This window comes from Archangium minus, from assembly GCF_044360475.1.
Classification (GTDB): Bacteria; Myxococcota; Myxococcia; order Myxococcales; family Myxococcaceae; genus Archangium; species Archangium minus.
Map to the genome: position 1 here is coordinate 3,711,076 of NZ_CP043494.1, position 12,775 is coordinate 3,723,850.

Genomic DNA, 12,775 nt, shown 5'->3' on the forward strand with positions numbered 1-12,775 from the left:
CGACACTTCGCGCTCTCCGATTTGTCCCTACAAATCGTCAGACACCCTTCTCGAGCCCGGTTCCTCCTCTTCGGCCAGTTCGAGCTCGCCGGTGAGGAGCAGCGTGGGCCTCACCTCGGCCACTCCTCCGGACTCCAGGCGCGCGGGCACTCCCAGGCCCAGTTGGAACCAGGAGGCGGCGCGCCAGACGAGCCCTGGAGCGAGCCACACGTGTGCCTCCTCCTCCCTGGTGAACCCAAGCTCCAGCAAGGGGATCAGCGCGCCGCGCGTCACGGTGATCGCGACGTTCACGGCGGGCTCCAGCTCGAGCTCCCGTTGTTCCCCATCTGGAACCTGTACCCCGAGCGCGAGGTTCAGGTGCAGACGTACGGCTCCCAGCGCCTGCGCCACGCTGACGGACGGGGTGAGCTCCAGCCCTGGCCCCGGCTCATTGGCTCGCGAGAAGGGCAGCGGCAGCTCCAGCTCGAGTCCGGGAGAGACGACCAGTCCCAGGTCCGCCCGGGACACGAGCGCATAGCGCAGCCCGGTCTCGAGGTTCGACCCTGAAGGGCCGCGGCCCTTTCCACCTAGGGCCCACTGCACGGGCACGCTCGCCTCCACCTGGAGCCGATCCGTCAGACCCAGCTCCGTGAGTAACGAGAGCTCCATTGTCTCCCAGGTGTTCCTCCGCGCTCCCTGGATGCCGAGCGTTGCTTGCAGCTCGAACTGCTCCTGGGAGTCCGCGGTCTCGGTGAGGAAGAGCTCCTCGACGTCCTGCGGCGGAGATGCTTCGGCATGGGCCGGTGCACCCAGCAGCAACACGGACAGCACCGACACGAGCAGGGCGGACATGCGCATGCATCGCATCATCTTGCAGTCACTCACCGCGGGTCATGTCACCACTGTTGGCCATGAACAGATCCGAGAGGGTGTCGCCGAGAGGGCGCTCCTGCCATGTCTTTGCTCCCCCTCTTGCTCCAGCGTTTTGTCCAATTGAACCATTGGAACAGTCGCCGAGCAGGCCCCAGCAACTGCGGCAGACACGTGAGGCCCGGCCACTCGGCGCTCTTCTCCACGAGCCCCTCTTTCACGCCATGGGCAAGCACGTAGTGCAGCCGGCCCACCAGCGCCGCGTCGTCCAGCACTGGCTCGGCCGAGTAACGCCGCTCCCAGAAGCTGCCGCTCCAGTCCACCAGCCTGCCCACCTTCTTGGTTGGTCACATCCTTCCCCTGGGAGATCCATCCAACCGGTGACTCCCAGGTCCTCCCTTCTCTCTCTTCGAGGCCAGGTCGGGTCAAGCGCGGCCTGCTCGATTTCCACCTCCTGAGGCGGATGGCGCGGCCAGGCTGGAGGGGAGTGATGAAGGAGCAAGTCAATCCAGGTGGGGATGACCCGAGCCTGATCGGAGAAGTCGCTCGTGGCAGTCGGGATGCCTTTGTGCGCCTCTATCAACGGTATGCCGGGCGGCTGCTGGGCTACGCACTCAAGGTGACGCGAGATCAGTCGCTCGCCGAGGACGTGGTGCAGGAAGTCTTCACGACCGTCTGGCTCAAGGCCTCTTCCTATCGGCCGGAGCAGGGTGCACCCGCGGCCTGGATATATAGGATTGCTCACAACAAACTGGTGGACCATTGGCGCCGCCGGTTGCGCGTGGATGAAGCCGCGCAGCAGGTGCCGGAGCAAGGCCCTCAGCCACCCTCCGAGCTGGCACTGGACCTGGAGCACTCGATGGCCGGACTCAGCCCAGACCAGCAGCGGGCGGTGGAGCTGACCTGCCTGCGAGGCTACTCGCACGAGGAGGCCGCGGCCATGCTCGATGTTCCCCTGGGCACCTTGAAGTCGCGCATCCGCCAGGCGCTGGGCCGCATGCGCCTCCTGCTGACGAGGGAAGAGACATGATGCTCGCGCCCACCTACCACCCCGAGGCACGCCGACTGCTGGCGTATGCCACTGGTCACGCGGACCTGCCCCTGCGTCTGATGATGGAAGCCCATCTGTCCAACTGCTCCGTTTGCACCCGGCAGGTGGCTTGCCTGAGCGCCCCGGGAGGACGGGTGCTGGAGGCCTGGCCCGAGCAGACTCCTCCTCCAGACCTGCTGGACCGCATCTGGGTCCAGGTGGCACGACGGCAGCCAGAGGCGGTGGCGGGGATTCCTCTCCCAGCGGCCCTGCTGGCGGACCTGCCTCCCCCGCGGAGCTGGCGCTGGCGGACGACGTTCAGCGGAGGCTGCCGTGTGGCGCGCCTGCTGAGGGACGAGTCCAGCGGGAGCTCTCTCTTCCTGGTGCATCTTCCTCCGGACGGGCGCTTCCCCTTTCATGTTCACCTCGGAGACGAGGACTCGCTGGTGCTGACCGGAGGCGTTCGCCTGGGCGGACGGTTGTTGGAGGCCGGTGATTGGGACCACACGTCCCCGGGCGTGGAGCACGAGGCGCGGGCGGATGCGCACGAGGGCTGCTGGACGCTGTCGCGGTTGGAGGGCCGGGGCCTTCGGCTGGCTGGCTGGCGAGGGATGCTCCAGTGGGTGATGGAGCGCGGGTTGTAACAACAGAAGCGGCACGTTTCGAGCTGACACCTTCTCGGGAAGCACTTGGACGTGAAGCGCTTTTTGGAGCATCCTCCCATATCAGTCCTTGCTCCAGGCCCTTGGCCGAGAGGAGAAATCATGAGTGAAAAACGCGGAGCCCTCGTTGCCTCCGAAGCAGGCATCTCCATCCGAGCCGTCCGGGACGTGACTGATGCCATCGGCGCATGCTTCGGGGCGGAGGGAATCCTCTTCACCGAGGAGGACCTGGCTCCGGAGTTCTTCAACCTTCGCAGTGGGTTGGCAGGCGAGTTTCTTCAGAAGTTCGTGAACTACCGGCTGCGCGTGGCGATCGTCGTGCCCCACCCGGAAGTCCATGGAGAGCGCTTCAAGGAGCTTGCCTACGAACATCGCTCGCACCCCCTGGTGCGATTCGTTCCTTCCCGGGCAGAAGCCGAAGCCTGGCTCCGTACTTGACGCGTTCATCCCGGAGAGGGGGTCGACATCATCTCGTCTCGGAGATTTAAAAACAGCGAAAGTCGAGTCTGACGCCTTCCCAGGCGTATTACGCATTCATTTTCTTTTATTTTCTTTTGTTTCACGGCGAAGTGCGGGTTGCCTATGAATGCCCAGATTCCTTAGATTGAGCTCACCCTCTCGGAGCACAGGTGGCCCCCTCATCCGTAGCAATGCCGGCCCATTTTAAAGTCGGCAGTCGCTTCACGATACGAGAGCCGATCGGTTGGATCCGGCAGGGCGCGAACCAGGAGAGAGTGTGTAATGAATCGTCGTGAGTTTCTTTTCGCCCTCCCGGCAGCGGCCCTGTTGGGCCGTCAGGCAATCGCCGGCGCGCTAGTCCCGACCGGCAAGAAGGGCGTCATGCTCATGAACCGGATCGGCCCGTCGGCCTCGGCGCTTTTCATCGCCAATGCCGACGGAACCGGCGAGCGCCAATTCCTGCAAACTTCGAGCTTCGACTATCACGCCTCTTGGGCACCGGATGGAAGATCGGTGCTCTTCACTTCCGAGCGCAACGGTGATGGCCAATCGGACATCTTCCGCTGCCGCCCGGATGGGACGGGCATCCAGCCTTGGGTCACCGGCGCTTCCGTGGACGATGCCGCGGTGCTTTCGCCTGACGGAACCCGCCTGGCGTTTGTTTCGACCCGCGATGGCTACCTCGCGAATGTCTGGGTGCTGAATCTCAAGACCGGGCGCATGCTCAATCTGACGGGCGGCAAGAGTACCCAAGGCGACTTGAATGGCCCGCACGGCTTCTTCCGGCCCTCCTGGTCTCCCGACGGGAAATGGCTCGCCTTCTCCAGCGACCGCAACACGCCCTGGCGCGGCCATGACCAAGGCCGTGGCTGGGAACACACCCAGGAGCTCAGCATCTACGTGATTCGCGCCGATGGCGAGGGTTTCCGCCGCGTCGCTTCAAAGCCGGAATACTGCCTGGGCTCACCGAAATGGTCACCCGACGGTCGCCGGATCGTCTTCTACGAAATCACCACGGAAGGCACGTGGGGCGCGCATCGCCCCGAGTGGATCGGCCGGGTCGAATCGCAGATCGTCTCGATTGACGTTGCGACGGGCGAACGGGTCGAACACACGACGGGCCCCGGTTTCAAACTGTTCCCGCAGTTCCTGAGCACGCAAGAGATCGGCTATCACATCAAGGGCGGCCCAGAGGAGGGGTTGGCCTACACGTCCGGCAGACCTGCCGTTAAGCGCGCGTTGCGGTCGCCCAACTGGTCTCCGGACGGCACGACGGTCATCTACGAGAAGGTCATTTTCACAGCGCGTCCGCAGAACAAAGTGCTCTACAGCTGGGACAAGGACTGGGACTATCGCCACACCGACGTGTTCCCGATCCTTTCGCGCGACGGCACGTTGGCGATCACCGAAAAGCAGCTCGGCAATTCCTCGATCGTGATCATGAATCCGGACGGCTCCAACCGCCGGGTCGTGTTCGACGTCGAAGGGAAGGGCCTCGACCCAGAGCTGGTGAGGAAGGGGCTCGCTGGCGCCTTCCAGCCTGCCTGGTCGCCGGACGGCCAGTGGATCGCGTTTGGCATCGGCACCTGGTTCCAGGAGCGCCGTCACGGCAAGGCGACGCTGATGCGCGTGCGCCGGGACGGCACGTTCTGGGAGCCGCTCACCGACGGCACGGCGCATTCGGGTTTTCCAAGCTACTCGGCCGACGGCAAGCAGATCGTGTTCCGTGTTTGGGGCGAGGACCAGAAGGGCCTGCGTATCCTCAATCTCGAGGACCGCAGCATTCGAGTGCTGACCAACGAGTACGACAACCTGCCTGGCTGGTCGCCCGATGGCCGCCGCATCGTGTTCACGCGCAAGGTGGATGCAGTGAACTTCGACATCTTCACGATCCGGCCGGACGGAACCGACCTTCGGCAGCTCACAACGCATGGCGCGAATGACGGCCACGCCGTCTGGACCGCGGACGGAAGGATCATGTGGAGCAGCGGAAGGTACGGCTTCCGCGACGAGGCCGCGCTCTACGACAATACCTTCCAGCCCTATGGCCAGATCTTCATCATGAACGCGGACGGCAGCGGCAAGCGCATCATCACCGACAGCCTTTGGGAGGACTCCATGCCGCTCTACCTCCCGACAAGGGCACCCTGAGCGAAGCGGCTCGCTGAGGCCTTACCCAAGCGAAGGACAACGGGGGCTCCATTGAGTGAATGACGGGCCCCCGTGAAGTCTCTGCTTTCGAGCCGCACGGTCTTCAGGCTCTCTTAAGATCTCACAGCTACAAGCACCCTGAGAGACTTTGCCCTAGGGGTAGTGAATGCAACGATTTGCCATCAAATGGCTGTGTCTCGGTGTGAGTTGCTCCATCCTGGCGCTCGGCGCCTGCAACGGAGACTCGGACCCGGGCACCACGGATGCCGGCACGGATGATGGAGGGAGCGCCACGGTGGACTGCTCGACCGCCACGACGCACGTCGAGCAGGTGGTCTGCGCGTCCAATGCCTTCCTCGCCACGCTGACGGAGGCCCAGAAAGCCTCGGTCCTCTACGCCTGGACGGACCAGGTGGCGAAGACGTACTGGTCCAACCTGCCCGGCGTCACGCGCAATGGCCTGAAGTGGGGCACGCTGAGCGCCGAGAGCAAGGAGGCCGCGCTGAAGCTCGCCGCCTTGGTCCTCACCCCCGAGGGGTACGCGGACATGACGGGCGTGTTCGCGGCGGATGACTACCTCGACTCGCTGGGCGGTGGCACCGGGGGTGATGGTGGCTTCGGCGGCCCTCCGCCTGGCAGTGACGGGGGCATGGGCGGTCCTCGTGACGGGGGCATGGGCGGCATCGTGCTCGACTACTCGTCGGACAATTACATCATCGCGTTCATCGGGGCGCCGTCCACGACGGGGAGCTGGATGCTCCAGATTGGCGGCCACCACATGGCCTACAACGTGACGTACCTCAACGGCACGGGCTACCCGACGCCCAACCACATCGCCGCCGAGCCCAAGTCGGCCTTCACCCTCAACGGCGTCACCTACGCGCCGGTCGCAGACGAGGGCGACGCGATGGTTGCCCTCTACAAATCCTTGAGCGCCGAGCAGCTCGACGCCGCCTACCTGCCGGGGACCTTCTCCGACGTTGTGCTCGGGCCCGTGGAGTTCGGGACCGGCAGCTATTCGAAAGTCGTCTTCCCGGCCCAGGCCGGCGTGCTTGTCTCCACGCTCTCGGAGAGCCAGCAGGCGCTGGTGACGGCGGCCATCAAGAAGTGGGTGAGCGACTTCGCGCCCGCGGTCTCCGAACCGCTCGTGGCGGCGTACACCTCGCCGGAAGCCTACGCCCACACCTACGTGGCCTGGGGCGGTACGAAGTCCGCGGGCGTCAACGTGGACGTCAACGGCACGTACATGCGCATCGACGGGCCCCGCGTCTGGATCGAAGTCGCATGCCAGCAGGGCGTCGTCATCAGGGACCAGACGCACTACCACACCATCTACCGTGACAAGCAGACGGACTACGGGAACCAGCTGACCCCATGAGCACCGTCTCTGCCAAGAGGACGACGAAGGGTAGGGCATGGGCGCTGGGCCTCGCCGTGCTCCTGGCGGGGGTGTCCGCCCGCGCGCACCTCGCGCGCAACACGGCCGTGCTCCTCGACATTGGGGAGCGCTCCGTGGAGGCCGAGGTCCAGATGCCCCTGGACCAGCTCGCGCTCGCGCTGACGCAGTCGTTCGACGCGGTGCCCGCCGACGTCATCCGCGAGCGGGCCGCGGAGCTTCCGGCCTACGTCCGGGAGCACCTGAAGGCGAGCACGCCCGACGGCCGGCCCTTTGAGGTCGAGGTTGGCACTGTGGGTGTGCAGCGCGTGGAGGATGGGGACTGCCTCGTGGCGCACGTCACGCTGCGGGCGCCTCCGGGAGCCTCGGCGCGCGCCTTCACGCTCACCGACACGCTGGTGCTGCACCAGGTGATGAACCACCGAGCCCTCGTGTCGGTCCGGCGCGACTTCCACACAGGCCTCTTCGGCGAGAGCCAGGAGATGGTGGGGGCGGCGAGCGCGCAGACGCCGTCGCTCCTCATCGACCGGACGCACGGGTCGTGGTGGACGGGCTTCCGGGCCGTCTTCCGCCTCGGCCTGCACCACATCGCCGAGGGGACGGACCACCTGCTGTTCCTGCTTGTGCTGCTACTCCCCGCGCCGCTGCTCGCGCACGGGGGCCGATGGCGGGAGCCGGACCGGCTGGGCGCGAGCCTCAAGCGCGTCCTCGGCGTGGTGACGGCCTTTACCGTGGGCCACTCGCTCACGTTGGCCGCCGCCGCCGTGGGGGTGCTGCGCTTGCCGAGCCAGCCCGTGGAGGTGCTCATCGCGGTGAGCATCCTCGTGTCCGCCGTGCACGCGGTGCGCCCGCTCTTCCCAGGCCGGGAGCACCTCGTGGCGGTTGGGTTCGGACTCGTGCATGGGCTCGCGTTCGCCACGGTGCTCGCGGGTATGGGGTTCGACTCAGGCGCTCTGGCGATGAGCATCCTGGGCTTCAACCTGGGCATCGAGGTCATGCAGGCCGCGGTGGTGCTGCTCGTCCTGCCTTGGCTCCTGTTGTGGAGCCGTGCGCCCGGCTTCACCGTGCTGCGCATCGGCGGCGCGGCCGTGGGAGGCGCCGCCGCGTGCGGCTGGGTGCTTGAGCGAGCGCTGGACGTGAGCACGCCGCTCGGGCCGTGGGTCGAGGCCGCCTCGGGGCATGCCTGGGTGGGGCTCGTCGTCCTCGCGGGCGTGGCGCTGACGATGTCCAGGCGCAGCCGGAGGGCGGCCCTCGGGTAGCCTGCCGCGTACCGCCCCCATCGCGGAAGATGGGGGCGGGTGCTTCAGCTCAGTGGCAGCAGGTATTCGTCGCCCAGATAGGTTGGAAATCGGGGGTGTAGATGACCGCGTTGCCGTCATCCTGGAGCGCGAGCTGTGCGCCGGGGTGGTCATCGGTCTCCGAGCCCCAGATGGGTCGAGGCAGGCCGGAATAGATCACCAGGTTGCCATCCCACTGCATGTAGGCGCCGTACGCGGGCTTTCCCCGGGTGTTCGAGGCCCAGAGCGCGGTATCACCCTGGTAGAGCACCAGGTTGCCATCCCCTTGCATGCGGAGCCGGAAGCGTCCGTCGCAGGAGTACAGCTCGTCTTCGAGGCGCAGGCCGTAGTCGACAGGGAGCCAGCCGCATCCCGGAGGCGGAATGGGCGCGGCGAAAGTCTTGCTGCCGTAGAGCACCGCGGCCCCTTCCTTGTCGTAGTCGGACAGGAAGTCGAGGTTGTCGTTGGTGCCACCGCACTGCGGGTAGTGCATCACTGAGGAGCGATCGTAGGGGGTCAGGTCGCGCCAGGACTTATCCTCGAAGCACCGTCCCGCCTCGGGGCGCGTGTGCTCGTGCCGGAAGCCGAGCGTGTGACCCAACTCGTGCAACAGGACGCCCCTCAGCGGAACGCTGGAGACGAAGGCCGAGCTGTCGATGAGGATGTTCCGGCTGGACCGAGGGGAGCTGGGGAAGAAGGCCCGGGCCACGTAACCCGTCCCAGACACCGGACGCACGTCGAACACGACGTTGTTGTTAGTGGTGGTGCAGGTGCTGTCCTGATCGGCCGCGTAGATGAAGTTGACGTCCGCGTACGCCTCCCATTCAGACGTCGCTGCCTCCAGCGCGCTCACCACGGCGGACTTGCGAGTTCCGAAGGTGTCGCTGATGCAGTACCGAAGGTTGCGCTTCTGCTCGGTGGTCCAAATGTCTTCCATCCCGCTCTCCAGGTTGACCACGAGCCCCTGCTGCTGGGTGGTCATTCGGGAGTAGGCCTTCTTGAGTTCCTCGAGCGAATGCGCGGGAGTGTCGCCGTCATAAATATAGACGCCGCCCTCCCACGGCTCTTTGTATACGCCGGAGAGGAACTCTTCGAACGACATCGGCTCGGAATGGCCGATCGGCTCCGGGTCCTGGCTCTGCTCATGGCCGTTGACATCACAAGCCAGAGGGGAGAGGGACAGGAGCCCGAGGAGTGCTGCCTTCGGAATGTTCAATGTTTTGGTAATCTTGAAAAACATCCAACCATCCTCTTTCATGTTTGAGCGTGTTTGTTCACCGCGGGCCGGTCCCCTGGCCACGGAATTCATAGGCTTACGCATGTGTGTGTTTTCTCTGTTGGTGTTGAGGTGGTGAAAGCTACAGCAACGGTGATTCAGGCAGGACAGGGCATTCCGCCATTCAGGGCAGAATATGAAAGGGGTTGCCGGAGTTGATGGACTGGCTATCGCGGTGGAGATGACGTGGGTAGAGGCGCCCACTCTGGACGATAGGACTGCTGAGCTCGACGAAAGGCTGGGGCATCTCCTTGGGGACGCCTGGCCCGGTTGTCAGATGCGTCAGTGCCGTGCCGAGGAGCTCGAACCCCCCGAGCTCGATCAACGGAAGGGCCAGCGCCTCTCCGTCACCGGCAGGTGTTTCGCGCGGAAGACGTCGAGCGCGACCTCATTCATCGCCCGCACGTTCGCGGCGATCTTCGCGGGCTCATCCCTCGTCTCGGACCGGTGGTGACCGGCCACGAGCAACCTCAGCGGCGCATGCTCTGTCATGGCTCGATGAAGTAGCAAAAACGCAGGTGATTTCGCAACAAAAAGCACGAACACGCGCATGTTCGCACAGTCTGTGGGTATGTTATGACCCTGGTGGAAACCCTTATCGAGGCGCTGGTCTGACGCCAGCGAGTGGAAGCGAGTCCTCACCTCAAGGTCGAATCCCGCGCCGCCTTTTGACCCATCCGAGGACTTTTTTCAGAGGGTGTTGATAAAGAACCAGACCGAGTCCCGGCACTCGTAGATGCGACTGTCATTGCCGCACACTCAGAAGCTGCGGTACGTGCCATTCGGGTCGATAAGGACGTTAGTTATTGGCACGCCAGTGACTAAATAGACAAACCACACGTCGGGCTTGTGTGGTTCGCATGGGCATGGGTTGTAGGATGACGGGCCCAGGAAGGGGCCCGCCAGGGTCGGTACCACTCAGACCGCGGTGTAGCCGCCATCGGCCATCACGACGGAGCCTGTGACGAAGCTCGCCCGGTCAGAGGCTAGGAAGGCGATCACCTCGGCGATCTCCGCCGGCTGGGCGACGCGGCCGATGGGCGCGCCTTTCCCATGCTCGACCAGGAACTGGCGGCCATCAGACCGGACGTCGTCCAAGATCCCGGTCTCCACGTCGCCCGGCGCGACCGCGTTCACCCGCACGCCGTGGGTGGCATTTTCAATGGCGAGTACCTTGGTCAGTTGAGCGACGGCGCCCTTCGACGCCGCGTAGGCGGCGATCGTCGGCAGGGCGTAGTAGCAGGCGTAGGAGCCGACGTTCACGATCGACCCGCCTCTCTTGGGGATCATCACCCGCAGCGCCTCGCGCGCATGGACGAACATCCCACGCGCGTTGACCGCCATGATCGAATCCCACTCCTCGACGGTCATGTCGACCGCGAGTTTGTTCAGGATCCGAGCGGCGTTGTTCACGAGGATGTCGACTTTGCCGAAGCGTTCGATGGCGAGAGCCACCGCGCGCCGGGCGGTCTCTTCTTTCGACACGTCGCCCACCAACGGAGCGATGCCGTCCAGCGACGCGAGCTGCTCCACCTCGGGCTTGATGTCCTCGGCGACCACGAGGGCACCGCGTTCGCGCAGCAGCATCGCGGTCGCGCGGCCGATGCCACCAGCAGCGCCGGTGACGATGGCGACCTTGCCTTCCAACTCCTTCACGGGGTTTGCGTTGAGCGTCATGGCTTTTCCTTCCTCACGGCGGTCACGCTCATTCGTGACCTCGCATCGGAAGGTAGTCGCCGCCACCGTGGCGATAATGCGCCACGATGCGGATGGCTTGTTAAGCCACGAAGGCACAATCCGGGGGCGTCCCGCCTGGCAGCCTGTCGGAGCCTCTCAATGACCCGTCATGCCCCAGGACGGTCGAGTGCCCACCGGGCGAGGCTAGGAGCGCCGGCCAAACCGGCGGAGCAGGTGCTCGACGAAGGCCTGCAGTGCCCGCGAGCGGTGCCGTTGCCGTGGCAGATACAGGAAGAAGCCAGGATCCGCTCCGGTGGACCCGACTCTTCGTCCGTACCACGAAAAGGGAGAGTGTCGAGGTGTTCAGCGCGTGCGGCTAAAGAGCCAGCTCCATCCGGAAGTTGCGCAGCACCTCCCCGGCGACGGGCACGTCCTGCGCCGCGATGAGCGTGAAGCCACGGCGCTCGAAGAACGGCCGGGCGGTGAGGCTGGCCTCGGTGTAGAGGCGCCCGAGGCCCGCCGCCTTCGCACGGGCCAGGATGTGGTCGAACAGCGCTGCGGCGACGCCCCGACCTTGATGGTCCGCGTGCACGAACAGCATATCGATGTGGCCGTCGGGCTCCAGGTCGCTGAAGCCGGCGATCTGTCCGCTCACCTCGGCGATGAAGGTGGGCTTGGCGGCCAGGCGCTTGAGCCAGTGCTCCCGGTCCATCCGCCCGGCCCAGGCCCGCACCTGGGCTTCGGTGTAGTCGCGCCGCGCCACCTGGAGCACAGCGGTGCGGAACAGGTCCATCAGCGCGTCCACATCTTCGGGGCGGTAGTCACGCACGACGATAGCGGCTGAGGTCTGTCTCATGACGCGAAGCCTAACGCTGACGTCGCGCGCTTACGAAGGCTCGCGACGTCAGCTCAATTCAGGGACGCTGCGGATGAGCCGGTAGGGTGCTCACTCCTCGTCGTGATCGTGGTCCGACACGCCCCGCTTCCAGTACCCCGTGACGCTCATCCACGCCTTGTTCAGGCCCCGCTCGTTGAGCAGGTGCAGGCGCAACGTGCGCATGATGGTGGACTCCCCCGCGCCCCAGGCGAAGTAGTCCCCCGGAGGAAAGGACAGTTCACGAACGGCCTTCTCCAGGAGGTTCGTCGAGCCGGGTTTAGCTCCCTCCCGGTACAGCCAGGTCAAGTCCAGGTGGGCCTGGGTCTGGATCGGCACCCGCGCGGAGGCGTCGGCGACCTCAACGAAGGCGATGGCACGAGCCCCCGCGGGCAACTCCTCGAGTCGGCGGACAAGGGCGGGAAGCGCGGTCTCATCTCCGAAGAAGAGGTACCAGTCGAAGTCGTAGGTGACCACCATCGAGCCACGTGGACCGGCGACACCCAGCATGTCACCCGGCTTCGCCTGGGCCGCCCACGTGGAGCCTGGTCCCGAGCCGTGGATGACGAAGTCGATGTCCAGTTCCCCCGCAGCCGGATCATGTCGCCGGGGCGTGTAATCGCGCAGCGCCGGCCGCGGCTTGTCCGGCGGAAACTCCAGGCCCCGAGGCCCCATCCCAGTTGGAACGACGGGCATCCGCTCACCCTCGGCCGGGAAGAACAACCGGACATGGTCGTCCGCGCCCTCGCTCCGGAACCCCTCCAGGTCTTTTCCTCCGAGTGTCACCCGCACCATGTTTGGAGTCAGGCGGGTGGTCCGGAGCACTTCGAGGATACGGACCTTGATGGGGAAAGGTCCCTTTCGCACAACGCGTTCACGTGTAGTCATTGGGGCTGAATCTAACTGAGCGGCATCGCCGGGTGCTGGCTGTCGGCCATTCGCCGGAATGGCGACGCCGAGTCTTGCTGCGAGGGCCTCTTCATTCTTCTTCTTCTTCTGCGCCTGTCCTGGCTCGGGGCGAGCCTCTGTCTTTCAACTCCGTCGACGTCCCCAGAGGCGCATGACCGGTATTTGATGAGGCGGTAGAGCAGGGGGGATCAACGCCGGGCTATGGCGATTCCGCC

The 12,775-nt window shown here is 65.2% G+C and carries 12 protein-coding genes; 6 read left to right on the top strand and 6 right to left on the bottom strand.

All coding sequences use genetic code 11. The features are described from left to right. Nucleotides 1-27: 27 nt before the first annotated feature. Nucleotides 28-837 carry a hypothetical protein gene (locus F0U60_RS15310; RefSeq protein WP_395819932.1) on the bottom strand — a complete coding sequence of 270 codons (810 nt, stop codon included), beginning with the start codon at nt 835-837 and terminating at the stop codon, nt 28-30. Between the two features lie 502 nt (nt 838-1,339). Between F0U60_RS15310 and F0U60_RS15315 the strand changes: the two genes are divergently transcribed. From F0U60_RS15315 to F0U60_RS15340, 6 genes are all read left to right on the top strand, one after another. Then, nucleotides 1,340-1,879, top strand: coding sequence for an RNA polymerase sigma factor (locus tag F0U60_RS15315; protein ID WP_395819934.1), 540 nt, complete (start codon nt 1,340-1,342; stop codon nt 1,877-1,879). Further along, the gene (locus F0U60_RS15320) at nt 1,876-2,523 is read left to right on the top strand and encodes a cupin domain-containing protein (protein ID WP_395819937.1); all 648 of its coding nucleotides are present in this window, start codon (nt 1,876-1,878) and stop codon (nt 2,521-2,523) included. Before F0U60_RS15315 ends, F0U60_RS15320 begins: the two co-directional genes overlap by 4 nt. A gap of 120 nt (nt 2,524-2,643) precedes the next feature. Further along, nucleotides 2,644-2,979 (top strand): DUF4180 domain-containing protein, encoded by a 336-nt coding sequence (locus tag F0U60_RS15325; protein ID WP_395819940.1) that lies wholly within the window; start codon nt 2,644-2,646, stop codon nt 2,977-2,979. Nucleotides 2,980-3,282: 303 nt separating this feature from the next. Beyond that, the gene (locus tag F0U60_RS15330) at nt 3,283-5,151 is read left to right on the top strand and encodes a TolB family protein (protein ID WP_395819943.1); all 1,869 of its coding nucleotides are present in this window, start codon (nt 3,283-3,285) and stop codon (nt 5,149-5,151) included. Between the two features lie 166 nt (nt 5,152-5,317). After that, nucleotides 5,318-6,529 carry a DUF3500 domain-containing protein gene (locus tag F0U60_RS15335; protein ID WP_395819946.1) on the top strand — a complete coding sequence of 404 codons (1,212 nt, stop codon included), beginning with the start codon at nt 5,318-5,320 and terminating at the stop codon, nt 6,527-6,529. Beyond that, a complete protein-coding gene (locus F0U60_RS15340) occupies nt 6,526-7,806 on the top strand; it encodes a HupE/UreJ family protein (RefSeq protein ID WP_395819949.1) in 1,281 nt (426 codons plus the stop codon). The genes F0U60_RS15335 and F0U60_RS15340 overlap by 4 nt, the downstream gene beginning before the upstream one ends. A 49-nt stretch (nt 7,807-7,855) precedes the next feature. Here the strand turns inward: F0U60_RS15340 and F0U60_RS15345 are convergent, their stop codons facing one another. The 5 genes from F0U60_RS15345 to F0U60_RS15365 all read right to left on the bottom strand — a co-directional run bounded on the left by F0U60_RS15345 (nt 7,856) and on the right by F0U60_RS15365 (nt 12,539). Continuing rightward, entirely contained in the window at nt 7,856-9,064 is a 1,209-nt protein-coding gene (locus F0U60_RS15345) for a M57 family metalloprotease (protein WP_395819952.1), read from the bottom strand. A gap of 357 nt (nt 9,065-9,421) precedes the next feature. Then, nucleotides 9,422-9,592, bottom strand: coding sequence for a hypothetical protein (locus tag F0U60_RS15350; protein WP_395819955.1), 171 nt, complete (start codon nt 9,590-9,592; stop codon nt 9,422-9,424). Nucleotides 9,593-10,018: 426 nt separating this feature from the next. Next, complete coding sequence (locus F0U60_RS15355; RefSeq protein ID WP_395819958.1) at nt 10,019-10,777, bottom strand: SDR family NAD(P)-dependent oxidoreductase; 759 nt, start codon at nt 10,775-10,777, stop codon at nt 10,019-10,021. Nucleotides 10,778-11,153: 376 nt separating this feature from the next. Beyond that, entirely contained in the window at nt 11,154-11,633 is a 480-nt protein-coding gene (locus F0U60_RS15360; protein WP_395819961.1) for a GNAT family N-acetyltransferase, read from the bottom strand. 90 nt (nt 11,634-11,723) lie between these two features. After that, nucleotides 11,724-12,539, bottom strand: coding sequence for a siderophore-interacting protein (locus F0U60_RS15365; protein ID WP_395819964.1), 816 nt, complete (start codon nt 12,537-12,539; stop codon nt 11,724-11,726). Nucleotides 12,540-12,775: the final 236 nt, after the last annotated feature.